The 23,794-nt window shown below is 41.7% G+C and carries 33 protein-coding genes; 16 read left to right on the top strand and 17 right to left on the bottom strand.

The genetic code is table 11. From position 1 onward, the window contains the following. Window positions 1-168 precede the first annotated feature (168 nt). From FBB35_RS26525 to FBB35_RS26475, 11 genes are all read right to left on the bottom strand, one after another. Window positions 169-1,434, bottom strand: a complete 1,266-nt coding sequence (locus tag FBB35_RS26525) for a calcium-binding protein (protein WP_174712121.1) — start codon at window positions 1,432-1,434, stop codon at window positions 169-171. A 579-nt stretch (window positions 1,435-2,013) separates the two neighbouring features. Next, a complete protein-coding gene (gene cas2, locus FBB35_RS26520) occupies window positions 2,014-2,301 on the bottom strand; it encodes a CRISPR-associated endonuclease Cas2 (RefSeq protein WP_174712120.1) in 288 nt (95 codons plus the stop codon). Window positions 2,302-2,339: 38 nt separating this feature from the next. After that, window positions 2,340-3,344, bottom strand: a complete 1,005-nt coding sequence (gene cas1d / locus FBB35_RS26515; protein ID WP_174712119.1) for a type I-D CRISPR-associated endonuclease Cas1d — start codon at window positions 3,342-3,344, stop codon at window positions 2,340-2,342. Between the two features lie 169 nt (window positions 3,345-3,513). Further along, complete coding sequence (cas4, locus tag FBB35_RS26510; RefSeq protein ID WP_174713779.1) at window positions 3,514-4,104, bottom strand: CRISPR-associated protein Cas4; 591 nt, start codon at window positions 4,102-4,104, stop codon at window positions 3,514-3,516. Between the two features lie 218 nt (window positions 4,105-4,322). Continuing rightward, window positions 4,323-4,514, bottom strand: coding sequence for a hypothetical protein (locus FBB35_RS26505; protein WP_174712118.1), 192 nt, complete (start codon window positions 4,512-4,514; stop codon window positions 4,323-4,325). Window position 4,515: 1 nt separating this feature from the next. Then, window positions 4,516-4,761 carry a hypothetical protein gene (locus FBB35_RS26500; RefSeq protein ID WP_174712117.1) on the bottom strand — a complete coding sequence of 82 codons (246 nt, stop codon included), beginning with the start codon at window positions 4,759-4,761 and terminating at the stop codon, window positions 4,516-4,518. Next, window positions 4,736-4,879, bottom strand: coding sequence for a hypothetical protein (locus FBB35_RS26495; protein WP_174712116.1), 144 nt, complete (start codon window positions 4,877-4,879; stop codon window positions 4,736-4,738). Before FBB35_RS26495 ends, FBB35_RS26500 begins: the two co-directional genes overlap by 26 nt. A 392-nt stretch (window positions 4,880-5,271) precedes the next feature. Further along, window positions 5,272-5,889: a BRO family protein gene (locus FBB35_RS26490; RefSeq protein WP_174712115.1), complete on the bottom strand. Its 618-nt coding sequence runs from the start codon at window positions 5,887-5,889 to the stop codon at window positions 5,272-5,274. Between the two features lie 81 nt (window positions 5,890-5,970). Then, entirely contained in the window at window positions 5,971-6,549 is a 579-nt protein-coding gene (locus FBB35_RS26485) for an antA/AntB antirepressor family protein (protein ID WP_174712114.1), read from the bottom strand. A 121-nt stretch (window positions 6,550-6,670) separates the two neighbouring features. Further along, entirely contained in the window at window positions 6,671-7,660 is a 990-nt protein-coding gene (locus FBB35_RS26480) for a hypothetical protein (protein WP_174712113.1), read from the bottom strand. A 126-nt stretch (window positions 7,661-7,786) separates the two neighbouring features. Beyond that, window positions 7,787-7,960, bottom strand: a complete 174-nt coding sequence (locus FBB35_RS26475) for a hypothetical protein (RefSeq protein ID WP_174712112.1) — start codon at window positions 7,958-7,960, stop codon at window positions 7,787-7,789. 205 nt (window positions 7,961-8,165) lie between these two features. Between FBB35_RS26475 and FBB35_RS26470 the strand changes: the two genes are divergently transcribed. The 10 genes from FBB35_RS26470 to FBB35_RS26425 all read left to right on the top strand — a co-directional run bounded on the left by FBB35_RS26470 (window position 8,166) and on the right by FBB35_RS26425 (window position 14,546). Then, window positions 8,166-9,110 carry a hypothetical protein gene (locus FBB35_RS26470; protein ID WP_174712111.1) on the top strand — a complete coding sequence of 315 codons (945 nt, stop codon included), beginning with the start codon at window positions 8,166-8,168 and terminating at the stop codon, window positions 9,108-9,110. Between the two features lie 2 nt (window positions 9,111-9,112). After that, window positions 9,113-9,379: a hypothetical protein gene (locus tag FBB35_RS26465; RefSeq protein WP_174712110.1), complete on the top strand. Its 267-nt coding sequence runs from the start codon at window positions 9,113-9,115 to the stop codon at window positions 9,377-9,379. A 105-nt stretch (window positions 9,380-9,484) separates the two neighbouring features. Then, on the top strand, window positions 9,485-9,640 hold the full coding sequence (locus FBB35_RS26460; protein ID WP_174712109.1) for a hypothetical protein: 156 nt from the start codon (window positions 9,485-9,487) through the stop codon (window positions 9,638-9,640). After that, complete coding sequence (locus FBB35_RS26455; RefSeq protein ID WP_174712108.1) at window positions 9,637-9,783, top strand: hypothetical protein; 147 nt, start codon at window positions 9,637-9,639, stop codon at window positions 9,781-9,783. Before FBB35_RS26460 ends, FBB35_RS26455 begins: the two co-directional genes overlap by 4 nt. 75 nt (window positions 9,784-9,858) lie before the next feature. Next, window positions 9,859-10,809, top strand: a complete 951-nt coding sequence (locus FBB35_RS26450) for a hypothetical protein (protein WP_174712107.1) — start codon at window positions 9,859-9,861, stop codon at window positions 10,807-10,809. A gap of 95 nt (window positions 10,810-10,904) precedes the next feature. Next, on the top strand, window positions 10,905-11,201 hold the full coding sequence (locus FBB35_RS26445; RefSeq protein ID WP_174712106.1) for a dATP/dGTP diphosphohydrolase domain-containing protein: 297 nt from the start codon (window positions 10,905-10,907) through the stop codon (window positions 11,199-11,201). Window positions 11,202-11,205: 4 nt separating this feature from the next. Beyond that, complete coding sequence (locus FBB35_RS26440; RefSeq protein WP_174712105.1) at window positions 11,206-11,544, top strand: hypothetical protein; 339 nt, start codon at window positions 11,206-11,208, stop codon at window positions 11,542-11,544. An 81-nt stretch (window positions 11,545-11,625) separates the two neighbouring features. Further along, on the top strand, window positions 11,626-13,080 hold the full coding sequence (locus FBB35_RS26435; protein ID WP_174712104.1) for a hypothetical protein: 1,455 nt from the start codon (window positions 11,626-11,628) through the stop codon (window positions 13,078-13,080). Between the two features lie 177 nt (window positions 13,081-13,257). After that, complete coding sequence (locus tag FBB35_RS26430; RefSeq protein WP_174712103.1) at window positions 13,258-13,791, top strand: hypothetical protein; 534 nt, start codon at window positions 13,258-13,260, stop codon at window positions 13,789-13,791. A gap of 2 nt (window positions 13,792-13,793) precedes the next feature. Further along, window positions 13,794-14,546: a Rho termination factor N-terminal domain-containing protein gene (locus FBB35_RS26425; protein ID WP_174712102.1), complete on the top strand. Its 753-nt coding sequence runs from the start codon at window positions 13,794-13,796 to the stop codon at window positions 14,544-14,546. On the opposite strand, the gene FBB35_RS26420 is transcribed toward FBB35_RS26425, so the two are convergent. The 5 genes from FBB35_RS26420 to FBB35_RS26400 form a co-directional block, all read right to left on the bottom strand. After that, on the bottom strand, window positions 14,533-14,802 hold the full coding sequence (locus FBB35_RS26420) for a hypothetical protein (RefSeq protein WP_174712101.1): 270 nt from the start codon (window positions 14,800-14,802) through the stop codon (window positions 14,533-14,535). The two genes, FBB35_RS26425 and FBB35_RS26420, sit on opposite strands and share 14 nt — an antisense overlap. 216 nt (window positions 14,803-15,018) lie before the next feature. Next, window positions 15,019-15,183 (bottom strand): hypothetical protein, encoded by a 165-nt coding sequence (locus FBB35_RS26415; protein WP_174712100.1) that lies wholly within the window; start codon window positions 15,181-15,183, stop codon window positions 15,019-15,021. Between the two features lie 12 nt (window positions 15,184-15,195). Next, the gene (locus FBB35_RS26410) at window positions 15,196-15,600 is read right to left on the bottom strand and encodes a hypothetical protein (RefSeq protein ID WP_174712099.1); all 405 of its coding nucleotides are present in this window, start codon (window positions 15,598-15,600) and stop codon (window positions 15,196-15,198) included. A gap of 5 nt (window positions 15,601-15,605) precedes the next feature. After that, window positions 15,606-15,992, bottom strand: coding sequence for a hypothetical protein (locus tag FBB35_RS26405; RefSeq protein ID WP_174712098.1), 387 nt, complete (start codon window positions 15,990-15,992; stop codon window positions 15,606-15,608). Window positions 15,993-16,025: 33 nt separating this feature from the next. Further along, window positions 16,026-16,364, bottom strand: coding sequence for a hypothetical protein (locus FBB35_RS26400; RefSeq protein ID WP_174712097.1), 339 nt, complete (start codon window positions 16,362-16,364; stop codon window positions 16,026-16,028). Between the two features lie 315 nt (window positions 16,365-16,679). On the opposite strand from FBB35_RS26400, the gene FBB35_RS26395 reads away from it, so the two are divergent. The 6 genes from FBB35_RS26395 to FBB35_RS26370 are packed head-to-tail and all read left to right on the top strand — an operon-like array spanning window position 16,680 to window position 22,219. After that, window positions 16,680-17,012 (top strand): hypothetical protein, encoded by a 333-nt coding sequence (locus FBB35_RS26395; RefSeq protein ID WP_174712096.1) that lies wholly within the window; start codon window positions 16,680-16,682, stop codon window positions 17,010-17,012. Further along, window positions 17,012-17,380, top strand: coding sequence for a hypothetical protein (locus FBB35_RS26390; protein ID WP_174712095.1), 369 nt, complete (start codon window positions 17,012-17,014; stop codon window positions 17,378-17,380). Before FBB35_RS26395 ends, FBB35_RS26390 begins: the two co-directional genes overlap by 1 nt. After that, complete coding sequence (locus FBB35_RS26385; protein ID WP_174712094.1) at window positions 17,340-18,161, top strand: LamG-like jellyroll fold domain-containing protein; 822 nt, start codon at window positions 17,340-17,342, stop codon at window positions 18,159-18,161. The genes FBB35_RS26390 and FBB35_RS26385 overlap by 41 nt, the downstream gene beginning before the upstream one ends. A gap of 2 nt (window positions 18,162-18,163) precedes the next feature. Beyond that, window positions 18,164-18,745, top strand: coding sequence for a hypothetical protein (locus FBB35_RS26380; protein ID WP_174712093.1), 582 nt, complete (start codon window positions 18,164-18,166; stop codon window positions 18,743-18,745). After that, entirely contained in the window at window positions 18,738-21,266 is a 2,529-nt protein-coding gene (locus FBB35_RS26375) for an alanine-zipper protein (protein WP_174712092.1), read from the top strand. The genes FBB35_RS26380 and FBB35_RS26375 overlap by 8 nt, the downstream gene beginning before the upstream one ends. 8 nt (window positions 21,267-21,274) lie before the next feature. Next, window positions 21,275-22,219, top strand: coding sequence for a hypothetical protein (locus FBB35_RS26370; RefSeq protein WP_174712091.1), 945 nt, complete (start codon window positions 21,275-21,277; stop codon window positions 22,217-22,219). A 126-nt stretch (window positions 22,220-22,345) separates the two neighbouring features. On the opposite strand, the gene FBB35_RS26365 is transcribed toward FBB35_RS26370, so the two are convergent. Continuing rightward, on the bottom strand, window positions 22,346-23,755 hold the full coding sequence (locus FBB35_RS26365; protein ID WP_174712090.1) for a site-specific integrase: 1,410 nt from the start codon (window positions 23,753-23,755) through the stop codon (window positions 22,346-22,348). Window positions 23,756-23,794 lie beyond the last annotated feature (39 nt).

Genomic DNA, 23,794 nt, shown 5'->3' with positions numbered 1-23,794 from the left:
TTAAGCTGTTATGTACACAACTTGCACTATCAGGGCGCTCATGTTGCCCACCCCACAATCATATTGAAAAAATATTAGTGCAAATTAAAGGCACAACAGCTTACCTTTACACTCTTCAAGCAAAAGCTTTTAAACACCAGTAGGAGCGATCGCTTTGATTTTGTACAATTAAACAACAACAAAATTAGTTGCACTTAGTGACAATCCATCGCTGAGTTGCGCGAATTGTACCTGAGTAAACGCACCACCGCTACCATCTTGGTCAAAGAACAGGGCACCTGTACCGTTGTCGTAGATAAATCGTTGAGCGATCGCACTCGCGGCGGAACCGATGGTAAACTGACTAGTCGAGAGTGCGCCTTTTGCTAAAGAACCGCCAAAACCAGTAGCCGAAACCTGAATAACTTCAGCAATCGGGTTGAAGTCATAAAGACTATCAACACCTTCATTGTAATTATTGAAGGCAAATGTATCAGTGCCATCTCCCCCGAACAGATAATCATTGCCTCTCCCTCCAGTCAGGAGATCATTGCCATCATTGCCGAAAAGGTAATCGTTACCATTACTACCTACAATAGTGTCAGTGTTAGCTGTACCAGAAATATCTAATTGTTCAATATTCTTGTAGCTAACTCGATATGTCCCAACTGTAATTGAACCTTGGTTAGTGATTGTATTGAAAGTTGAGGTGATTCCCTCAGTAGTAAAACTTCCATAATCGATAGACAAATAGTCGTCGCCCGTACCTCCATCTACCGTTTGAGTCACTAAAACAGGGGGAGTAACAGAGGGGGCGCTCAAATGGAAGGAGTCGTTGTCACTCCCTCCTTTAAGGGTGTTGTTGCCAGTAGCACTGTAAGCATAAAATTGATCGTTCCCCAAGCCACCGTCTAAAAGGTTATTTCCAGAAGAAGAAGAAATATCAAACACATCATCCCCAGTTCCTCCGTTAAGGGTGTTGTTGCCAGTAGTGTTAGAAGCATAAAGTCGATCGTTCTCAGAACCACCATTTAAAAGGTTATTTCCAGAAGAATGATAAATGTATAGATAATCATTTCCTTCTCCTCCATTAAGGGTGTTGTTGCCAGTGGTATGGGAAGCAGAAAATGAATCATTCTCAGAGCCACCGTCTAAAATATTTTTCCCAGAAGAATTGTTTATATTAAAATAATCACCTCCAGATCCTCCTTTAAGAGTGTTGTTGCCAGTGGTGTTAGAAGCATAAAGTTGATCGTTTCCCAAGCCACCGTCTAAAAGGTTTTTCCCAGAAGAAAAGGAAATATCAAGAATATCGTTACCGAAATCACCGTATAAGCTATTATCTCCTTCACCACCATATAGGGTGTCATTACCATCTCCCCCAGAGAGGTTATTATTGGTATGATTACCTGTAATAAGGACATCATTAGCATTAGTACCCTTGATATTTGCCATAATTTCTATTTACCTAAATTGATTTTTCAGAGATTTGCTGTTTTAAGGCACAAAAAACCAACCGAGAGTTGACACTTTCGGTATGGTTTCTGTCACGATTGAGAAACACAACTTTTCACTTTAACCAGCCTTTTGACAGGCTAAAAAGGAATTTTTGGCTAACTTGCTGACACAATACAGTTGATTAATCTAATCACTATAGTGTTTGTTTAGTTGAGTGTCACTATCTGAGATGGCATTTTTTTACTGCTTTTACTTAGTATAAAAATTTTATAAAAATTACGTGTTTGTATCTTGAAAATCGAAATAAGTTACTGCTGGAGTTTAGACTAAAAATGAGCGCTTCAAAAATCATACTTAGAAAAATATGGGTAAAAAATTGACATATCAGGTCAGGTAAAAAGTCCCTGAAAAGAAAAAGCGGTCAGCTATGTTGAACTGATCGCAAATTGGATTTAATATTTTAGGAATTAATATAGTCACACCCTCAGTCCTTGATACGCCCCCTCAAACGAACGGGTTTTAAGCTGATTATTTATTCTCTCACCAATATGGTCTGTTAATTTACACCGTGCTGTACTAGCCAGAAGGGGACTCAGCAAAGAAAATTGTTTCGTCTCGTGGCTGTTCTCCGCCAATACGTTCGATTTTTTCCTGACAACAAGCACAGAGAAAATAAAAGCGCACGCTGTCAGTGTCGGGTTTAATCAATTTGGCTAAACGCGATCGCAGTTTAGCATACTGAGTGGGAGTGACATCGCACTCAAACACACTCAGTTGCATCCATTGTCCATAAGACTTGAGAATAGAATGGATTTTAGTTCGACGCTTATCTTCTGGAATGTCGTAGCTGACAACAATATACATGAAGGGAATGGGAATGGGGAATAGGGAAAAATGATAAGTTATTTGAGAACTAAAGGGGGATATTTATCGATTTCGTTCATGAGGTACTTACTTAATAACCTTGCCTGAATTTCAAAGGATTTTTGGTAGGTGCATTTGTTTCCCATGACTGGATGTTTGAACTCGGATTGTTTCTTTTGTTCGTAGGCGCGAAGAAATGTATGCAATCCTTCTTTGGTTAAAGACACAGCACCACTGAGCGGTTCGGTGGTAAAGTCAGTTAAGGTTAGCGATCGCTTGTTAATTAGCGACAACACAACAGCATCCACTATTAAGGGACGAAACTCTTCCATCAAGTCTAAGGCTAAGGAAGGTCTACCATAACGTTCGACGTGTAAGTATCCTAGATAAGGATCGAAGCCGACAATATTTAAAGCACTTTGCACATCATGACGTAGTAATGAATACCAAAAACTCAGTAAGGCATTAACTGGATCGGTTGGTGGACGGCGGTTTCTGGCTTCAAATCGAAATTCTGGGGTTTTGATTAGCTGTTGAAAACAACCAAAATAAGCTGCACTACCAGCACCTTCTAAGCCTCTGAGAGAATCAATACTGCTGGTTTTTTCGATTGGTGCGATCGCGTTTTCCAATCGAGTGATGTTATTATTCAGGTCAGTATCAGGATGTTCTCGCTGAGTGCGAAGTAAGCTATGGCGGTAATTTTTCAATTTACCCCGCACAAATCCTCTAACTAAATGTATTGCTGGTTCTGATTCTCCCACAGCTTGCCATTGGGCTTTCCGAACAAAAATATTTTTGGTAACTTCTGGTTCTAAACGTCCTAAATATCGTCCATTTTGTGTGAGAAATGTTAAACAAATGTGACGATCTAAAAGTTCACTGACGACGGCGGGAGAAATAGTAGCTCGTCCTAGTACTACAATTCCTTCTAGTTTAATTAAAGGGATATCCATGATAGTTTTTTGTTCAGCTTTGACGGTGAGACGTTCGTCAACTTTGCCGATAAAAGCATCGGCTTGTGTTACGTAAAGTGTTCCCATTTTTGATTCTTCCTAAAAATGATCTGGATTTGAGTAAAGAGATTTATCGGATATAATTTAATACGGTTAGCAAGGGCTGTTGGTGTAGATAATTTGTCTTTCAAGACGCGATTTATCGCGTCTCTACATGATGGTTTTGGGCTGATCTGAAAACTGTATTGGGTATGATTTAATTGACTTCTTGATAACTTTTGACTTTATCGGTTGCTTTGGGTAAACATTGCGAATAAAGACTGCATCCTTGGCAGCGTTTGCTGTAAACTGGTTTTGGCATTGCTCCTGTTTCTAAGAGATTTGTCACAGATTCAATAGTAGCGATCGCACTTTGCCGTAACTCTGCATTAATCTCTACTAATTGCCGTTGATGAGAGTGGGCATAATAGATATATCCAGTATTAACAGGTTCTCCTGTCATTTCTTCTAAACATAAGGCTTGGGCGCAAACTTGCAACTCATCGTTATCCCATTCGCCTTTGCGTCCTCGTTTATATTCCACTGGATAAATTTCACCTGATTCGGCTTCAATTAAGTCAGATTTACCGATGAGTTTGTATTGCTCAGACTTTAGCCAAATTGCCCGAACTTGCCAAGTTTCTCCTCGCTGTACATCGCTTGTAGTGTGGACGCGATCGTGCAATGTAGTACCTTCAATTGTGTATTGATTATCGGTAAACTCACCTGCACAAAACATCCGCCAACAGCGATGGTTGGCTTGAAAACACCTACTGTCAATACTTTCAGCTTTTGTTTTCTTGAAAATGCTCACCCAATGCTCAAAGTGGGGATTTTACGTGTAAAATGAGCATTTTTAGTATATTTTACTACTCAGCAACGATGCTCAAAGTATGCTCAGTAAAGTATAAGTAAAACTTGTAGCATTCTGACAGTCCACTGATAATCTACTTATCATTCGTATACCCATAAGAAAACACCCTGCTTTTTACAGTAAGGTGTAAGTTTTGCTTATGTGTGAGATATTTATGCTTTACTCTTGACTTTTGGTAGTTTGTGTGGTGGTAATTCAGTTATTTTACCTTCTTCAATCTCTTCCGTGTAATACCACTTTTCGTTACCCGTGGCTTCACTTTTGCATACCCATGCTGTATCGCTAACAAAGCTTCTGACTACCACATATACTTCTGATTTGTCAATAAACTTCGTACCTATCATGTTACTTCTCCCAAGGTAGTAGTTTTTTATCGTCAAATATCATCACGAACTCGTCGTCTTTTTTCACTGTCACGCTAGTAGGCTTTGTGAGTTCAGTTGCAAAAGGTTGATACCATCCGTTAGGTTGTTCGCCGGGCACTACCAGAAGCACGTCATCATCAGTAACAGACCAAACTCTGTAATTATTCCCCCAGTAGTGAACACTCAGCCCCACAACCCACTCATTTTTTCTTACCTTTCTTACCATCGCCTTCCCACTCCCTTAATGTTTTGTCTATCTCTTGTGGTGTAGCTTCCCTGTCCCTACCATTATCATCTGTCACAAAATTACCGGTACCGTCTACACGTGTATTGCTATTACTCATCTTTTTAATGCCTTAAATATTGAGTCCTCATACATCCACGTTGCGCTACCTGGCTTACTCCCACTCACTGACCATATCTGTCCTAAATACTGGGACACTGCTTTGCGCTCACCCACAACGTACTGTATGTCGTGCCTCGTGAATACCATTCCCGCACATACTATTACTTTGTTTGCTTTAGCTGTTTTCAGTGCGTGATTACGTCTACCCTTGACACGGGTGAGACTACTCTTACAAGGGATGCAATACCACTTTTGCAATAAGGTACTATCAGACAATTGTTCAAAGCCATTCTTCTTCACTTTGTACCCTAAGCACTTTTCACACTGCATTTGATGTTTTATTGTTTGTGCCATGTATGTTTCCCTGAATGACATGTTTGAGTGACATTTTTAGTGACATGTTTTAATGTCATTCAATTTACTAAGGTAGGGATTGTGGCTACCAACTATTTGTTTGTGCTTGATATACTCCTCACCCTCGTGACGATAATGCTCTACGTATAGTCGTGAGTACTCTTGTTCAAGTGAGTCGTATTGTTCCTGTAATGACTTGAGTGATTTTGTCGTAGCATCGATGCGTTCTGATAACAGTTCCTTGCGCTTCATCAGTTCGGCAACCTTTTTGTCGAAGGTAGTGGAAGTCCTAACATGTGCGTTGTTAGGAATGCTGTAACTACCAGTCCGGCGTATAGCGGGTATTACCTCGGATGTCAGCCACTTTTTAAAGCGCTTGGTTGATGGCTTGCGACTTGTTAAGACAAGTGCATACAATCCTGGTTCATTCACACACCATACCTTCTGCGCCCTGGTGCTAGCAAATTTGCCACTGACATCATTTAAAGTTATGTCACGTGTTTTTTCGTCATCGTCCAATTTACTAATAGCTGTTGATGGATTTGTAATCTCTAATGCCTTGCAAATATCAGCCGCTACCCACCAAGGGTCTATTGCAGTACCTACAAAGCGTATGTCGTGTGTTTCAAAGCTGAAAATAGATAAGTTACTCATTATTCTTGTTCTCTGTGTATAGGTATTGTCTGTGAGTGACATTTTTACATGTCATTTAAAATGTCATATTTAGATGACATCTCACACACTAAGGTACTTGTTGGCTTGTTTAGCGCGCTCTATTATTTCCCTGGCATCGAGTACAGCCCTTGCCAGTTCAGGGTTAGCATCAAGTACAGCTTTAGCTTCGGTGAATAACTCTTTTTGAATAGACTGTAATTCCATCCTCTTTTCAGCTAGTTCACTTTCAAGCACCCTAATGTGATGCCGTACCAGTGCATCGTTGGCTTTTAGTTCAGTGAGTTTTGATGTGCTGACAGATGGTAATGCTTTGATATTTGCTTCCTTGGCAATACTTTCACATTCAATAAAGTATTTGCGGATGACTTTACCCTGTTCTGTACCTGACATCATCGCAAAACACTTAAAGCAATCAACTGTCAACATAATATGTTTTCCCGGTCTGCCCCCGTTAGAGGCTTTTTTACCCAAAGTTAAAAAGTCTGTGCCTTCTTCAAAATTAGCTACAAGGCAATCAAGTGCTTTCTGTTTTGATGCCCAGCCCAGCCATAGCCACGCATCATCAAGGTCAATAGGAAATTGTTCATCAGAGTTATAAATTGAGAGTGCAAGTGTCTTGTCAAAGGTAAGCTGTGTCATTGTTTTGTCATTGGGTATTGTGTGCGTTGAAGCGATGTTGAAACCTGTTGTATGTGTTGTTGTGAGATGACAATAAAATATGACATCTGGAGTGACACTCTGGGATGTCACCTAGGAAGTACTACCTACCACTACTACGTGCTTTATTGTAAGCAGTTTGCATTTTTTCCCACCTACTTACCGCCGCCACGTGAAAGCTATGCAACAAGTCAAATCTCTCTTGCTCTTCATAGTCTTCATGTGAACATAACGTGTATCTATCGGTATCCCAATACCACATCGGCATAGGCAATCTATACATCTCTTCCAATGCAATACGAGTGTTAAAGCTTTCCTCTGACTCATTGAAATCATCCCATTCGCAAGGAGTATTGTTTCTGAGTATTGGTTGTATCTCATTGGTGCAGTAGTTAATACAGGAGATAATTTCCCATCCTAAGTCCTCGTTCTCTGTTAACTCCAAAAGCCTTCCTAGTAATTCGTTGCACTGAAAACCTAGATACATTGCTTCAGTACCTAAGTCATCAGCACATATTTCCAATACCCTGTTACCAGTCAAGCTCGCATCCTGCGATATCTCAGCACAATACAATTCAATTACTGTAGTGGTGAGTTTAACGTTGAATGCCAGTAATAACATCTGAATAGTTGTATTGTATGTTCTTGATTCATAGTTAGGTTCATACTCGTTATTTGGCTCACTTTCTATCCAATACCCACTTACCATGCAAGTGATATTGCTCTCTACCTTCTCGGGGGCAGTGATACCTTCTTCCTTACAAAATTCACTGTCGTAAATTCCTTCCTCTAAAATCTCATCCGTTTCATCTATTTCTTGTTCCCATAATTCATCGAGCTGTTGCATTTCTTGAGCGCTTCTATACCCATTCTCAAAGCAGGGCGGTAGGTAAGGGCAGTATTGACCATGCAAGCTGCAACCTTCTTTAATCACTTCCATTACTACCTTTAGTGTCTTGGTTTTGTAACCTCCCATACGCTCCGCAAGGTTCCCTACTTCAGGATACAAAGAATAACCCTCTGATGTTCTTACGAGTTGGTAGCCGTTATCGAGAGCGTATTGATGAACCGATGCAAATGTTAAGCGTGTCATATTATTTCTTCAACCTTTGTGTGTTGTAAAAAAAATGTCATCCACGAATGTCGTTTTAAGTGACATCCATGAATGACATATTAGCAGTGACATCACTTTGATGACATCCGTACATTCAACATGGTGTCATCTTTTCTCACTAGATTTGACATCGATACCCCTAGCAGTAAGGTACTCAGCTACCGCACGATTAATGAGAGAAGCCAGAGTAATGAATTCTTCCTCTGCTTGTTTGGTAGCTAGTCTCTTGAGTGTTAGGTCAAAGTTGAACGTGAAGCGCTTTTCTGGGAGTGTAGGCATAGATGCATTCTGATAACTGCCACTATATTGATGCACGAATAGCATATACACACGAAAGTACATCACCGTGACAACACTATGATTACAACTAATGCTCAAATATCAACATTCGGCATTCACACTGATGCTCAGGTGATGTCATCAAGATTACATTATTCACATAGCCGAGCGAGCGGTTAACACACACAAAAATTGAGTAAACGAAATGAAATACAGGGAATTGCAAAGTACCTTAAAGGTACTAAAAAATGAAGGAAATAAAATACTATGCAGGCTTGACAGCGACTATTCCACTTTGGAGGCAGAGTATTTAAGGCTTACTACCCCTATCACTGAAGTGACATCTACGGATGACATTTTTAGTGACACTAAAAGTGACACTCTAGCATGTCACTCTGATGAAAGGTCTACCAATATAACAGTGTTGGAAGTAAGCGAGGAATCGCGTGAGGTAGTGTTAGGTATTCATAGTGAATATCGCATCATTCCAGTCTATTGGGACACTGATGATGGCAGGGATACTGCAATAAGCGTTAATCGTGAAGTGGTCGTCAATAATCCCACGGGCAACCTGCATACTGCACGCATCAATGATTGCTGCAAGATTGAAGTAGTGGGAGATGGTAAAGGCAACTACAGGGCATTCCCAATGAGTAGCACTGAAGGCTATGTGGAGTGGTTGTTACCAGATGTGAGTACAAAATTTCATACGATTAAAGCAAAACTTAGCACTCATGACACGCATTCCAGGTCTTTCAGGGTATCACTCACTGGGCAGTATCCAGACCTAGTATCAAGTGAGGACATTATTGTATGTCGCACAATATCAGACGAACAGCACAACATCACGCGATATTTTCCCAGTGTTGGTACTTTTCTAAGGGTAGGTAGTAGATGGCTTTTGGCGGGTAGAAGTAACAATGTGGAGTGGATAAGCACATCCCAAGCCGTCAAGTCACATCATTTCAAAGTGGGCGATAAAGTGCTACTGCAACATGACATTGGTTTAGTGGCAAGGCTTGATTACTACCGCATAGATAAAATATTTTACTCATCCATATTGTTAATGGCTCAGTGCACAAATGAGCGCACAGGTATACCTACAGTAGTACCTATTGTCCAACTTCACTTACCCAAAAAAGGAGTATGAGTATGTCCCGTTCAGTAAGAATATCGGGTGTAAAGTTTTCAGAAACTCAAATAATTGCGGGTCAAATGACCGATTACGATGACCCATACCTACTTGCAACAGCGCTTTTGGCAGCCATTAAGGTGGACAACATACATGAGTACCAAGTCCTGAAGCGCAAGATATCGGTCAAGTGGAGCCTAACACTATCAACAGTGTCAGAACTTTGCATCATCACTCGTCAAATCACTTTCTTTTTTGATGAATACGATACTCGGAGTATAGGGTGATGAGGGTTGAAATAGCTTTACTAGTACTACTTTTAGAGCTTGCGTCACTTCCGAATAAAGACAAATCTTGCTATCAACCACAACCACCAAGAGGGTGTACAGTGCGTGAATGAAACTACAACCGAGAGAAGGCAATTGATAAGAGATGTGGTATTGCTCAACATACAACTCAAGCGTTGTGTGCCCATGAATGACATTTGTGCATTGAATGACGATGAGTTGGAACGAGTTAAAGGATATCTAATCACATTACTACCATGATAAACACCACGAAAGAGTCAACTATCAAGAATATACAGGCTGATGCAAGTAGCTTGGGTGTTAAGTTGGATATAAACTTGCAATCACTGCCAACACACGAGGTAGAGCGATTAGCACAAGCATTTAAGGACGCAAAAAAGTAAAAACATTATGACAACCGTGATGGTATGACACTACAACAAATGACAAACATTACAACACACAAGGATTAAACGACAATGGCTTTACCTTTAGACTCTTATATTGGCTTTGCTCAAACACAATTTGACAACGGTGGCAAACAATGGGCGGCATTACGACTTAACAAGACAGCAGGTGGTGAACCTGGGAGGTATGACTTCACCGGCACAGAATTTACCCTGCAAACTAATGCAATGGCAGGCATTATAGATGGTGACAACTACTGGTTGGTAGTATCAATGGGTGCTGGTAGCTGCAACAAAGGTGGTGTATTCGAGTTCAAAAGCTGGAAACAAGGCGAGGGCGGCGCTAAGGGTACTTTTGATAAGATGAAGGGTGAAGAGCTTGCAAAACAATGGCAGATTGATGGCTGCAATGCTGTTATTTATTGCAACGACATTCCTGTTTTGAAGACAATGGTCAAAGTGTTGTCTGAGCTAGGCTTAATCGTCACTAACGAGAGTAGAGAGATAGTTGTTAGGACTAACATCACGACGGAACAATGTATTGATTTAGAAGTAGCAATGTCTGAATTCTGGGTATATTGCCTTGAAAACGATGTGGATACCCTTGCTGAGGGAATGCCACAATATGACGCTGCACTTAAACTCAACGACGCTGGCATTATGTGTCTCCCTGCACTCACTGATGAAGTATTGCCAAGTGTGTTCTTAAAGTCTCCTATATCAGGTAAAATCACAGGTCACAAAGTGGAGTGTTTCCCTTTCAAAGGAGAGCTACCATCCATTGATGGTGTAGATGTGGTGTTGCCCAAAAAAGAAGAAAAGAAGGGTAGCAAAGGTAACTGGTCAGGCTGTGGTAGTGTTGACCCTGCCAAAATGTTAGAAGCGCGCGTAAAATTCTACGTTACAGAAATGTCTAAGTGCGATAAAAACATTGCCGATATAAAGGGAGCGTTTAGCAGTATCAAAGCTAATAAAGAATACAAGGAGTATTCTGATTTACTGCTCAATGTAATGGGTAGGTAGGGTATTACTGCAAAGTGACATGCTGGGGTGACATTCAAACATGACACTCCAGATGACATTCAAATATGACATCTAGAAAATATAGGGTATAAACGATGGACATTCATTCAAGTGAAATAGAAGTAAACGAACAAGGTGGTAAGCAGTGCAAGGTAAATTTCAGAGCTGACTTGTTACCACCACTAGCTTTACTGGAAGTGGCAAAAGTGTTAAAGGGTGGCGCTGATAAGTATGGCGACAATAATTGGCGGTCAATACCATCGAATGAGCATCTCAATCACGCACTAATACACCTACTTGCCTACTTCGCTGGTGATATTAGTGAACCAAACCTAGAGCATGCAGCCACAAGAATCTTATTTGCACTGGAATTAATATCACAACATAGTTAAGCACATGAAAGCTTCTTTCTTTACCGATGACGATAGTTGGTCAAATATTTACAGCCACAATAATAATGTTGCTTTTTGCACGCTAGCGCTAGCAACAATTGGATTTTCAGGTAACATCTCAGACAGCAGAAAAATCTACATGTTTGTTAGAGGGTACTTAGCTGACAAGGGTTTTAGTACTGGTTGCTTTGCTTACAGGAATATCCTTGATATGTGCGACTTAGCTGGCACGCCATCAAAGTACCTATCACTTTTATCTTGGCAACTTGGGATGATACTAGCACTGAACTCATTTATTAAACCCATGCCAGCAAGTGCAGTTTATCCACTGTGTGAACGGTAGCCAACAATAGTAATAAAAAAGTGGGCAATGCCAATACGGTACGCCCACACACAAAAATTGAACCAATAATATAACACGAGTATGACTGAAGATAAAGTACAAAAGTACCGTAACGACCTTGCCAAGACAGTACTAGCAGGTACTAAGCAACAGCAAAAGATAGCTGATATTCTCACTCAGATGGAAAGAGATACCGATTTAACGGATGATATGAGATTGGAGCTGGAGACACACGCTACACAACTTACCATTAATATTCCTCAGTCCGAGAGTGCTGTTGTTCATAGTAGTAATGATGAAAAGCGTTTCTTGCCCCGGTACGACTTCAAGGAAGACTACGAAAGCATTTGTGGGCTAAAAGAGTTCGGCTTTGACGAAAACTGCAAAGATGTTGCAAAGCAGTACGCAACATGGTTCAAGTCCGAGTACTTGCCGAACTTCCTACCCATGCCTGATGCTGCACAGCAGTACCCTATCGCTACCGTGTTCGCGCTACTCAATTGCAAAGCTGTACTATCCAAGCGTCAATGTCTTCCCATTCCCTATTTTATAGGCAGCAATGGCAGTGGAAAGACAGAGCTTGGTAAGACCATCGCTCAACACTACCCAAGCCACCTGGCGGTCGAAATTAGACCGGGTTTCACAGGTGCTAGTATCAGGGATTTACTTGACAGCAAGTTTGGTAGTGGTGAGGGTGGCTACGCACTCGTGGACAACTTTAACCGCAATGAATGGTTGGTAAAGTGGGGAGCGCATTATGATATTCTGCTTGCTAACTGTGAAGAGAGCGCGGTATCAAGATTAAGTAATGCAGGTAGTGATACCACAAAGGTTGAATTCAAGCATTATTCCTACAAGGTCATCACATCAGTTTTTTCACTTGATGAGGGTACAGACCCCGAATGCGGTGAAGTTGCGCGACGGACGATATGTCTCAACTTCCAGGAAGGCAAGCCAGTGTACTCACGTATCATGTACGAATGGGAAGGTATGCAACGTGTGTATCAGCGTATATGGGGGGAAGAGAGTATGGACTTGTTACACAAAGTGTATGCCCCAACACTAGGCAAGCTCAACCGTATAAAACCTTCTAATATTCCAGATGCTATCAATCCCAAAAAGTGGATTATATGCCAGGTACCAATAGCAGTAGGTGTCTACTGTGGTGTATTTGAAAGTATTGAGCATGGTATCGATAGTTTCGCAAAACATTTCACGTACCTGAAGCGTAACAAGGGAACAGGTGTAGGCAGCCAGCTATCCATTATCCTTGGTAAGTGGGTGAAAGAAGACTTACCCAAACTTGGTGAAAGTAACCGTAAAAACAGGTACGCAAGTGAAGCGTTGAAACGTATTGATTTGGAGATATCGCAAGAATCACTTGTCAAGCATTTGGAGGAAAAGATGGGGCTTAAGATTGGTCGTCGTGACATGGATGAGCTGATACTTCAAATGTCTAACTATGGCTATCGATACGAAGCATTGGGCAACAGTATGGGTTTTGTGAAACAGTCAACATTGAATGAGGGTAAATAGTGTGAGTGACAATGGAATATTGCTTTTAGTTTGGGTAAAGTGCTGGCACGAATGGTACATGGTTGGAAAATCCCTCAATCCAAAAGTCTATAAGTTGTATAAAGATGGGTTTTGTGTGGGTTGTGTAGCAGAGCGAAACATACAACATATCAAGGTGTTATCGGTAGGTGAGAAGCCATGAATTACCAGCAAAAATTTGCTAACGTCAAGCGCATTTATCACGACCGTCGAACAGGCTTAACATCTCACGAACGTCAGACAAGACAACAAACATGTTTTGATAGTACAGCCGAATATCTCTGTTACAGTCTGATATCGAAGTACTTCAAGTCACCAATGTTCGATATTGACGTTCACAATAAACTTTCGCTTGGTGAGGTGAATTGGTCTATAGACTTTCAGGTTACAGCACGACGCTGCCACCCTATGGCGAACGCAATACTAGCGGAATTAGTAAACACTATTCACGATACAAACCACGCTTCACTAGCTCAAATATTTATTGAGTACAAAGGTTTTCAGGATAAGAACTTTCTCACGAAAATGGAAAATCTGGTAACAACCACTCCAACTTTTGCTAAAACAATAATTCTGGTATCAGACCACAACACAGCTTTTGGATGCTGGGATTACAGACGCAATAGGTTTTACACTCACCCAATTATTAGCACCCACGTTCTTCAATCCACTCTGACCAACATTATTAACTAATCATGGCTACCAAAAACATCGATACATCAGCATACAAGGATTTAGGTTGCTTTTATTGGAAGCATTTTACTGAAAAAGGAAACTACAACCCTGGGGTATCTTCTACAGCACCAAGGGTGGAATTCATGCAATATGACGGACAAGAGTTATGGTTTTTTGACCATAAAAGGCAAGAAAAGTACGCTGTGAAGTTTGATGCATCATACGTTTTTGAATACTTTCACCGGAAGATTGTTATCAACATGGGATGGCAAAAGTCCGACAAGTCTGTCGATACTGAATTGCTTGCCCAATTTTTCCACGACTTCTTAAGTTTTTGTGAAAGTGTGCCAAGGGATGAACAACTACGCGCACTAGAATCGAAACAAAAGGAATTAGAGGCGGTAATGGCTGAGGTACAAGCATTGAGAAATGCTACGGAGGTGAGAGACCCAATACTAACGGGTGAGCGTGATTACCACGACGAAAAAAATCCAAGTGACAACAGGGAACGAGATGATGATATGCAGTGCTTTGTAGTCGATGTTGACAATGATTATGTTGAACCACAGGGTGAAACATTCGGGACAGACAATGATAATGATGAAGAGATGATATCAATGGATGACTACGACCCTGACACAGAAGAAGACATCGACCTCAATAAACTTGGTATCAGAGAACTCAAAAAAATTGCCACAAACCTTAAAATAAAGGGTTATGGCAACATGAACAAGAATGAATTGGTACTAGCAATACAAGCTACTGCAACTTAGTTTCTACCTTGACCATTCGCTCCGACAAAGTATCTAGCCTAACATCTACTCTATCTAGCACTACAGACATCTTATCTGTGGTGCTTTTCAAGTTGCTGATATCGTTTTCAAGTAGCACCATGACACGCTCCTTACTAGCGTAATCAGCCATCCGTTGACGACGATGTATTCCACGCTCTTGCACAAACAGTACTAATAAGCTCACGAAAGCTGGTACAGATAATCCGACAATCCACATAATAACCTCGTTACTCATAAACCCCTACCCTACTAAATCAGAGTGACATTTTTTGATGACACTTGTATCGACATATTTACATGTCATGCAATAAATTTTTATTTATGACATTAAAAGTGTCATTTTAAGTGACATCTAAATATGACACTTCGGAACAATACACCCCATATCTTACAAAAATACCCAACATAGCTTTTGAACCATGCTGGGTATAACACTTCACTATCAGGACTTTTATTGCTTTTTATTGGAGTTATCCACAAAATACGCAGCAACGCTAGCAGCTATATTGGTGATAAGGTCTCCTGTTTTAGTGCCAATAACTTTCGATTGCTCCAATACGCTACTGAACAGTGCCACAAGTTGAGCATACTTACTGATGTCTTGATTGTTTGCCATATTTCCATACTCCTATAGAGTGCCTGTGTACTCGTAAATATCCAGCTTTACTGTGGTGAACCAGTTGAATGGTCTAAACCATAGAGCGTAGGTACTAGCAACATTCGGGTCAAATATCAGCAATGTTGGCTGATTGAGAGACAACAGATATCGTTGATTGATAAAACTGTCAACTGTGCCACCCTCAGTTATGCCAGTACGTATTTTTTGTTTCACATACCCTAGCTGTTTCCAGCTTGGTTTCGCTCCGTCAGATGATGCCTTTACTGTCAGGATGTGACTGTCAAAGAGTACGGGAATCACCAACTCGCCAATCAATCCGTAATCTGCATTCTCAACAGGGAGATTGTACCGTTGTGTGAATGTTTCACTATAAAACAATGACCAATTTGCAGTATTTCCCAACTGTAAAGACATATCGATTAACTCCGAGATGTAACGTTAGTTGTGGTTCCGAAGCTTTTAAAAGCCGCCCCCGAAGATGCTTTACCCGCAACATTGGGAACATTAAGCGCTAGCATTGCTGCTTCAACCGTGGCGCTTTTGCCTACTGCATAGTGGAGTTTAACCCTGTATCGCTTTCCACCAGTACCAACAGCAGTAAGCACAGCATTCTTGAGTACCCCGGCACGAATTAACTCAAAAACTGGGGTTAACGGTCGCTTTAAGTCAGCAGCATCAGTGGACACGACAACACCTGTTGCAGTTGCAATTGCGGCATCGCTGTAAAATCCTTTCGCCGCACGAAACCAGTACTTTTGTGTCGCGTCGGGGTCGGTAATGTGAACGAGGTCGTATAAGCCTGCCATAATTTTTTATCCTTACTTTTCTGTTATTAAATATCAACCGAATGTCAGGTGAGATGGAATGACCGCACCGAGGATAGTCTGTCCTCTAAAAGTCTTGCCAGTCAAACCACCGAGCGCAGTACCGATATGGGTTTGGTCAACTATCAGTTTTGCGGTTTTGCGCTTTGTTCCGACTTTATAGCTGATACGCACGTGAAATACCTTGCCACTATTGATAGCAGCTTGCAGATTGATTTTGTCTGCACCTGCTGGCGGGTCTCCTGTTAGCTTGTTTACGCCTGTTACTGCCCCTAATCCTTCGTACTCATCAGGTAGTACCATCAAGAACTGATTGGGAGCTACACCGACAACGTGTCCTACTTTAGCAACCATCAACAACTCCTTTCGTATAACGCTCTGTTGTTTGCTATGCATTAGTTCTATCACCTGTGGTGACGGTGTGCTTGACTCGGAAACGTATAGACTTCCTTGGTTGGAATGCAGCGCGGTTACACACTGCGAATAACTTACAACACTGACGTACCATCACATCCCAACCGTTGAGCTACGAAAAAGGTTGCCGATACGCGGTGTACGTGGTGAGTATGATGGCACACTGACTACGAGTTGCTCTCAATGTGACCTCTTGACGCTACCATGTTATAGATGTATCAATAGTATTTATGTACTACTCATCGGGAAAATTTTATGGCAGAACCAACATTACAACAAGTATTCGGCGCTAATGCTGTTCAGGATGATACGACAATTACAATTACAAAATCTGACCTGGTATCAGTTGGTTTAACTGCTAGTAGTACCAACAGAGCGGAAGCTTTATTCGCAGCGATTCTCCTGAAGGCAAAGACTTCCTTAACTTCTGATAACCAAACATCAAACGCTGACCAGTCAATTACAATTGCTAATGGTTTTGTTCCGTCATATACTGTGCGCGATGCTATCCAGTACCGCCAAGATGATATTACGGTGTCACTCCAAAAACCTGCGGGTTCACTTGCGCTAGACCCAGACGATTACTAATGCCATATATTCCAATAACACTACAAGACTTATTTGGTCAGGGTGCTACTCAAACGAGTACTACTCTGACGCTTTTTAAGGCTGATTTGTATGGTCTGACACCGTCGCCCACTAACAGCGCAGAATTAATTCTTACGGCAATTCTACTCAGGGCATCAACACTATTTAGCGCCTATTTATCCGATGAAAACGGTACGCCAATTATCACCAATGACAATGATTTAATCGGGTACGAAAATTCATCACTGTATGAACTTTTGAACGTCTTTATTTGGGATAAAAAGTACTACGAGACAGATGGAATAAACCTTACGGAGGTATCGACAATTGTCACCCAATCCTTTACAGATATCCCAACTTGGGAGTAGCGAGAAACTGATACCAGATAATACCGACCTATTACCAATACAACAAATTGACGGTGTTACACGACGAATGTCACGGGCAAACTTCCTCTCAGGTTTAGCATCGGCTTCTCAACTTTTATCACCAATTATTACCAGTAAAACAATATTCCTCTCTCACCTTGATAGTGACGCTAACGGGATTGCCGATACCAAGGGAACTACCCTTACTGTCAACGGGAGTGCTGCACTGTCATCATCAAAATATATTCTTGGCAACAAGTCACTCTATTTCCCTGGCAGTGCATACGTTCAATCATCGGTCAATGCAAAGTTTAATATTCTTGGTGATTTTTCGATGGAGGCATTCATGTGGATGCCGTCAACATACGACACAAACAACACTTATGCAAGTTTCTTGACGATTGATAATGGGAGCGCTGACTTCATTAGTGTTGGGAAAAACCGTTCGGGACTTAACAATAAATGGTATGGACAAACTTACTTTAATGGAGAGTCAGTAGAAGTCTATTCTGTCAGTAATCCACCGTCAAACACGTGGAATCATCTTGTCTTTACTCGTGTAGGTAACGTACTGGGATTAAGGATTAATGGAGTGCTGGAGTCACAGGTATTACAAACATCGATATTTCGCAAGTTTGGTAACAACAATACCCGTGTCAGCCTTGGGTGTATCCCAGGGTATCTACCCAGTTCTATCCCTGCTTTAGTTGGCGCTTATATGTCAGAAGTAAGAATATGCATCGGTGATTTTCCGGTTCCCACGTTACCTTATAAATCGTAACTATGAGTTATTGCACATTGGAAGATACAAGCGCTTTACTCACTTACATAGATGGTGAGGGTGTCACAGAGAAAATTACTTTTAAAAATGCTTGCCCTATTGATGTAACTGTTAGCGATATCGATAAAGAAACATTCCGGTTTGATGGTGGTAGACCTCTAAACCACTTTGCACCAGGTGAGATTGTAGGGGTATCCTGTACTGGCACATTTCGGCAGATTGGGAATAATCCTGCCACAGAGTTACCCTGCACTTACATACTTTCTACTGCTGTAATTACAGGGAATAGATTACAGTCAGAGTTTGACTCGACGTACAGCGACAATACCGGTGATATGACTTTTAAAGTGGACTACAAATCTACTCAGAATATCATCAGAGTATTTAGCAATAGTGAGTTGATTTACAAAGACGTTCGCCCCGCGCCAATAACTTTTAAAGTGCAATGTATAAGGGTGAGATGCCCTGAAGGATATTGTGAATGCAAAACCGATACTTATCCCGGTTACTGCTGTAATGACTGCGAGAAAACAGCATCAGAATTACGCGGTCTTACCAAACAAGTGAGGTTACACAATGGCTGACAATTGCGCTGATTTATCAAGAGAGTTGGCATTACTAAGGTCTGAAGTATCGCGACTTAGGGCATTATCACCCGGTGAAGTACGTGGTATCGTGGAAGATGTTTTGAGCCCCAAAGTAACCGAAATCACTTACAAGCTTGATGCAGCTACCACGACGGCATCAGTAGCAAGTAGCAAAGCAGGGGAAGCACTAAGCAAGGCAAGTAGTTTTGACGCGGTACTACGACAAATGAATGCTGCGATTGCTAATGTTGCTGCTACTGCGGGCGATGCAGCAAAAGTCGCTAATTCTGCTAGTGGTGATGCTAAGACTGCCAACAGAGAAGCAGGATTTGCAGGGAAAAAAGCACAAGCGGTAGAGGCTGAAACACTTCGTGTGTCAAGAGAACAAAAAGCACTGGAGGTGAAGACCGCTAGATTTGCAACTGTAGCAGAGGAAGCCAGTGGTAGTGCTGGGACTGCAATCAAAAAAGCTACGAAAACAGAACAAGACATTGCTAATGCATTACGTAAGCAACAGCTACTAGAAGCGCAAGCAGCAAGAGCTTTCGCAAAATTGGATAATGTAGAGGATATTGCGGTAACTGCGCGCAGAGAATCAAAACTCAATTCAAGCCTTATAAATCAAGTGGACGGGAAGGCGACGAGCGCGGTTACTAATTCCGCAAAGGCTGCTAGAGACGCTCTCAATGCCAGCAACGAGGTAGGTGGCTTACGTGGAATCGTCAATGGTATTGGGTCAAAAGTTGACAGCTTCGGACGCGCCATTGGAGCGTTAGAGACTCGCGTGGGTGATGCGATTTTTAAAGCGGCTGAGGCTGTAGGTATTAGTCGGCAAGCGTTGGGGAATGCTGCAAAACTTGCGGGAAGGGTAGCAGAATTATTCAACATTATAGGAACGGTATTTACCATTATTGAACAACTTGCAGTACTTGAGACTCTTGGTGCGCGGATTGATGCTGTAGAGAATCAAGTACTAGCACTTGGCAGTGATATATCAAGATTGTTGGGAATACTCACGGGGTTTAAATCTCGCATCAGCAATCTTGAGTACAAAGTGCCAGTGATAGAAGATATTGCAAGCCAAGCAATTGTAATCGGTAAGAATGCTGCGACCATTGCGACCAATGCATTGCAATCTATAAGTTCGGTGCGTGCAATTGCGAATCAAGCCCAGACCACTGCTGATGGTGCGGTAAGGAATGCCAAGCAAGCCAACGACAATGCTACTACTGCAAACAACCATGCGATAGAAGCAAATGGCAAAGCAGGTGAAGCTATTGGTATCGGCGAACAAGCAAAACGGGTAGGTCTTGATGCGCTCGGCAAGGCAGGGGTAGCACTCACTACTGCACTTACAGCAATCGCTCTGTACCAAACATTTAAAGGACTACGAGGATTACAGGGTATTCCTGGCGTACCCGGCGCGAAAGGTGAAAAAGGGGATAAAGGGGAGCGTGGTTTGCAAGGTATTCCTGGTATCACAACAGTGGTGACACTGCCGGGCATCAAAGGTGAAAAGGGCGATCGCGGCGAGAGAGGGCTACCAGGGTCACCAGGATATAACGGTAAAGATGGAAGGGATGGTATTGACGTGAACCCAGCAGAAACAGCAAGTCTACGTGCTTTGATAGTTCAACAGCACTCACAAACGAGAGCAAGTATTAATGCAACAACTACAAGTGTGGTAGGCAGTGCAAAGGCATTTATCGCAGCACAGTTTGTTGCACTGACGACATTAGTAATGGCTTTTGCGAATAGTACATTGGTAAATACTGCGCTTAACGTCCTTACTTTTGCAACCACCGTACACAACGCTTTTATGCTTTCCAATAACCTTACTCAGACACTTGGTACGGTCATTGACCAAATACTTGGTGTCATCATCCCTAAAGGGCTTGATGGCACTCCTCTTAGTATCAGCACCGTCCTCGGCAAAGCAGTCCACGAGATAATCGCTGATACCATCGGCGAAGCAAACTATCACACGATTACAGAGGATTGGGCAAAGGCGAACAGAATCTACCAAGCGGGTGCGAACGTATTCAACCAGCTATCCAACATGACTGCTTTGATTACAGCAGGGTTAGAGGTTATCGGCGGAAATGTTGGCAAGATTGGGAATGCATTGAAGAAGTGGGGTGTTGTGGGTGAGTTTGCGTATGGGTTTATGAACCCTCAGCCCAATCTAAAAGGGAGGTTTTTTAACTTCCTGAACAGTGCTAACGATAGACTTAATACCATTGTGACAATGGTAGCTATCCCTATTGGTATTGGTGCTGCGGCAGTGGGAATAAATGATAGTGTCAGTGAACTCACTAAATCACTTAACCAGGTAGACCCCAAAGATGAGCATGGACAACCAATACCTGACACTGTTAACGGTGGTTTTCTTAAGTATCAGCCTGGGCTGGCTCAACCCATTCCTACCGTAACAACCACACAGGCAGCCCAAGAAAAAGCCGATAGTCAGAACATTATCGAAGCGACACTTGACGACATTTTTAATGCGAACGATTAAGAGGATATATGGCTGACGACAAGATTTTTGTACCTGACTATCAATGGACTGCTGCTAAACCTACTTCAAATGTATCGAGCGGTGCAACGGTTCAAGCATTCACACCAAGTGTTAATGCTGCCACTCCTCCCGTAGATGCACTGCCTGACAACTTTGACCCGTTTGAACACTTACAGAAAGTGTACATTCCTCAGCACAATGCAGCAGTGCGGCTGTACTTTAGTGACCTACCGAATGACTGGAAACCTAATATTGCTACTGCTAGGAGTAGCCTGAGAACCGCTTGTACGATGTTGGATGGCGACAACCAATTGATGATGAATTTAAGGCATCATCTATTGTTCGATTTATTGGGGTATGGGAAATCTGACCTCATCGTTTACAACGGCTCTCGTAACGACATACTCCCACCTGTTGACGGACACCCATTAGTGAAAATGTACTTCTCTCAAGATATCGAGAGCGTTCCACATGGTGAGGGCAGGATAGATGCTGAGTACAGTTTTAGGTTAATGAATGAGACTGCAACAACATTCACAAAGGCAAATGCTACGACGCTAGCAACGAAAATCAAGCAACACATGATTGCCAGTAATCAAGGCATCGTTTTTACGAAAGGGAAGAATATTTTTTTGTATCGTGACGAGACACACGGATACAGACTCAAAGTGTATGGCAATCAGGAAGCCGACGCAGTAGATGTCATTACCCGTATGCTTGAATGTCAGGACTTGACATTTGATGAGAACAAACTTACGGTGAGTACTCCTAAGAAGAGTAATGCTGCTACAACACAACCCACGGTAGAGGTATTTGGCAAGCCAGTAAAGAAGAATCGTTATAGACCTATCGCGAATGTACGCTTTAGATATGCGTATGTTGAAGTGCCACTTCTAAAAAAACCCATATATTTGGTCGATACAACCTACAGACATACTCCGTTGGTTCATTAGCGTAGTGTTACTACAAAGTGACATCCAAATATGTCATCTGGAGTGTCATCCAAATATGTCACTTCAGAAAACAATACCCCAGAGTAGTGTTTTACTACCTTGGGGTATTCGCTTTTGAGATAAGTTTTACTTCTGGTCTTGCAATAGCTTATCTATTAATTCCTGTTGCTTACGCAGTTCCTCTTTAAGTAGGTCTAGTTCTGATTGTTGTTGCACTTGTTGGCTAGCTGGTAACTCAGGATTGGTTTGAGTTGCGTACTTTGCAATATCCCTGTAATGTTTTGCCGACATCTCTTCACTGTGTTCACACCACGCGTTAACTATTGCTGCGTCTCTACCTAGGTCAAATATTTGATGAGTGATAAATGTATGCCTTGTGTTATAACAAGGTAGGTATTTTTTAACTTTGCCTTGCTTGATTAACTCAGGGATGATACCTTTATTGCGAGAAGCTTCATACCCATGCCACACACGTTGGAGTGAATCAGTATTTATCGCTTTTCCTGCCTTATTTTTGAATAGATTCTCATTCGGTTCACCTTGTGGTATTGATTTGAGCAACTGCCACAATTCACCATCTTTGGGCATGGGAAACATACGTGTTGTGTCGTTTTTAGTAGACTTATAGATTTTGAGACGATTATTGTAATTTCTTCTGAATATTATTCTTTCTCTTCCCCAGTCAATATCTGTCCACCAAATAGCAATCGCCTCACCAGTCCTGCAACCAGTGAGGAATTTAAACTTAATAAGATTGTAATAATGCTTAACCCTACTATCATTGCTTTGAATGTATTTTAATATTTCTTGTGCCTCATCCCACGTGTAAGCTTTGCTTTTATCCAATACATCGTCATCACTTTCTATTTCTTTGTTTTGGTCAATAATGCGTTCACTTTTTTTCTTGGTATTAATATCTTCTGCCATTCCATCGAAAAGATTCTGATTAACCATTTTTTGCTTAATAGCTAATCGATAGGCTTCTGATAAACAGGATAAAATTCGCTTAACTGTTGAATGACTGTAATTCCCTAGTAACCAGTTACGCATTTCTAAAGGGCATTCACCTACCTCATCCAGTGATTTTTTAATGGCACGCAAATACTCCCCTTTGAATTTTAACTGATATACAGTTTCTGCAAGACTCTCCCTTCTGAAGGAACAATACATATCCCACACTTCCATTAGGGATAATTCAGGTTTAGGCGGTAGTTGATTGTTTGTGCTCTCTACTATCTTCAAATCCGGTCTAAGCTTCTTATCAACAAGAATCTCACGGTACTTGTTTTCATTGAATGTCCCGTCTGGATTAGTGAGTTTCCAGTCTTCCATCTCGATTTGAAGGCGCTGCTGTAGTGAAGTGGCTTTATCTTGCCATCCATCTATATTTGATATGCCTGTAGCTTTTTTCACTTGGTTGGGTTCCCCAGGGAAGTGAGTTCTAGGGAAACAAGCTTTAATGCTCCCTGAATCAGGGCGGATTACTATTTGCCCTTTCTTAGCCTTGCCAGTTGGTGTTTTACTGCTGTTTACCATAATGCTCATTTAATGCTCAAAGTTTACAAATCAGTTTTC

The sequence above is a fragment of the Nostoc sp. TCL240-02 genome (assembly GCF_013343235.1).
Lineage (GTDB): Bacteria > Cyanobacteriota > Cyanobacteriia > Cyanobacteriales > Nostocaceae > Nostoc.
This window is presented reverse-complemented; position numbering and strand designations above follow the sequence as displayed.

What these genes read in the sequence shown, in the direction of transcription:
- FBB35_RS26430 (WP_174712103.1), top strand. Translation starts at nt 13,258, where the DNA reads ATGAATTACCAGCAAAAATTTGCTAACGTCAAGCGCATTTATCACGAC.
- FBB35_RS26480 (WP_174712113.1), bottom strand. Translation starts at nt 7,660, where the DNA reads ATGACACGCTTAACATTTGCATCGGTTCATCAATACGCTCTCGATAAC.
- FBB35_RS26500 (WP_174712117.1), bottom strand. Translation starts at nt 4,761, where the DNA reads ATGGTAAGAAAGGTAAGAAAAAATGAGTGGGTTGTGGGGCTGAGTGTT.
- FBB35_RS26365 (WP_174712090.1), bottom strand. Translation starts at nt 23,755, where the DNA reads ATGGTAAACAGCAGTAAAACACCAACTGGCAAGGCTAAGAAAGGGCAA.
- FBB35_RS26475 (WP_174712112.1), bottom strand. Translation starts at nt 7,960, where the DNA reads ATGCCTACACTCCCAGAAAAGCGCTTCACGTTCAACTTTGACCTAACA.
- FBB35_RS26495 (WP_174712116.1), bottom strand. Translation starts at nt 4,879, where the DNA reads ATGAGTAATAGCAATACACGTGTAGACGGTACCGGTAATTTTGTGACA.
- FBB35_RS26435 (WP_174712104.1), top strand. Translation starts at nt 11,626, where the DNA reads ATGACTGAAGATAAAGTACAAAAGTACCGTAACGACCTTGCCAAGACA.
- FBB35_RS26450 (WP_174712107.1), top strand. Translation starts at nt 9,859, where the DNA reads ATGGCTTTACCTTTAGACTCTTATATTGGCTTTGCTCAAACACAATTT.
- FBB35_RS26405 (WP_174712098.1), bottom strand. Translation starts at nt 15,992, where the DNA reads ATGGCAGGCTTATACGACCTCGTTCACATTACCGACCCCGACGCGACA.
- FBB35_RS26400 (WP_174712097.1), bottom strand. Translation starts at nt 16,364, where the DNA reads ATGGTTGCTAAAGTAGGACACGTTGTCGGTGTAGCTCCCAATCAGTTC.
- FBB35_RS26440 (WP_174712105.1), top strand. Translation starts at nt 11,206, where the DNA reads ATGAAAGCTTCTTTCTTTACCGATGACGATAGTTGGTCAAATATTTAC.
- FBB35_RS26375 (WP_174712092.1), top strand. Translation starts at nt 18,738, where the DNA reads ATGGCTGACAATTGCGCTGATTTATCAAGAGAGTTGGCATTACTAAGG.
- cas1d (WP_174712119.1), bottom strand. Translation starts at nt 3,344, where the DNA reads ATGGGAACACTTTACGTAACACAAGCCGATGCTTTTATCGGCAAAGTT.
- FBB35_RS26415 (WP_174712100.1), bottom strand. Translation starts at nt 15,183, where the DNA reads ATGGCAAACAATCAAGACATCAGTAAGTATGCTCAACTTGTGGCACTG.
- FBB35_RS26525 (WP_174712121.1), bottom strand. Translation starts at nt 1,434, where the DNA reads ATGGCAAATATCAAGGGTACTAATGCTAATGATGTCCTTATTACAGGT.
- FBB35_RS26380 (WP_174712093.1), top strand. Translation starts at nt 18,164, where the DNA reads ATGAGTTATTGCACATTGGAAGATACAAGCGCTTTACTCACTTACATA.
- FBB35_RS26410 (WP_174712099.1), bottom strand. Translation starts at nt 15,600, where the DNA reads ATGTCTTTACAGTTGGGAAATACTGCAAATTGGTCATTGTTTTATAGT.
- FBB35_RS26485 (WP_174712114.1), bottom strand. Translation starts at nt 6,549, where the DNA reads ATGACACAGCTTACCTTTGACAAGACACTTGCACTCTCAATTTATAAC.
- FBB35_RS26445 (WP_174712106.1), top strand. Translation starts at nt 10,905, where the DNA reads ATGGACATTCATTCAAGTGAAATAGAAGTAAACGAACAAGGTGGTAAG.
- FBB35_RS26455 (WP_174712108.1), top strand. Translation starts at nt 9,637, where the DNA reads ATGATAAACACCACGAAAGAGTCAACTATCAAGAATATACAGGCTGAT.
- FBB35_RS26390 (WP_174712095.1), top strand. Translation starts at nt 17,012, where the DNA reads ATGCCATATATTCCAATAACACTACAAGACTTATTTGGTCAGGGTGCT.
- FBB35_RS26425 (WP_174712102.1), top strand. Translation starts at nt 13,794, where the DNA reads ATGGCTACCAAAAACATCGATACATCAGCATACAAGGATTTAGGTTGC.
- FBB35_RS26395 (WP_174712096.1), top strand. Translation starts at nt 16,680, where the DNA reads ATGGCAGAACCAACATTACAACAAGTATTCGGCGCTAATGCTGTTCAG.
- FBB35_RS26470 (WP_174712111.1), top strand. Translation starts at nt 8,166, where the DNA reads ATGAAATACAGGGAATTGCAAAGTACCTTAAAGGTACTAAAAAATGAA.
- FBB35_RS26370 (WP_174712091.1), top strand. Translation starts at nt 21,275, where the DNA reads ATGGCTGACGACAAGATTTTTGTACCTGACTATCAATGGACTGCTGCT.
- FBB35_RS26465 (WP_174712110.1), top strand. Translation starts at nt 9,113, where the DNA reads ATGTCCCGTTCAGTAAGAATATCGGGTGTAAAGTTTTCAGAAACTCAA.
- FBB35_RS26420 (WP_174712101.1), bottom strand. Translation starts at nt 14,802, where the DNA reads ATGAGTAACGAGGTTATTATGTGGATTGTCGGATTATCTGTACCAGCT.
- cas2 (WP_174712120.1), bottom strand. Translation starts at nt 2,301, where the DNA reads ATGTATATTGTTGTCAGCTACGACATTCCAGAAGATAAGCGTCGAACT.
- FBB35_RS26505 (WP_174712118.1), bottom strand. Translation starts at nt 4,514, where the DNA reads ATGATAGGTACGAAGTTTATTGACAAATCAGAAGTATATGTGGTAGTC.
- FBB35_RS26490 (WP_174712115.1), bottom strand. Translation starts at nt 5,889, where the DNA reads ATGAGTAACTTATCTATTTTCAGCTTTGAAACACACGACATACGCTTT.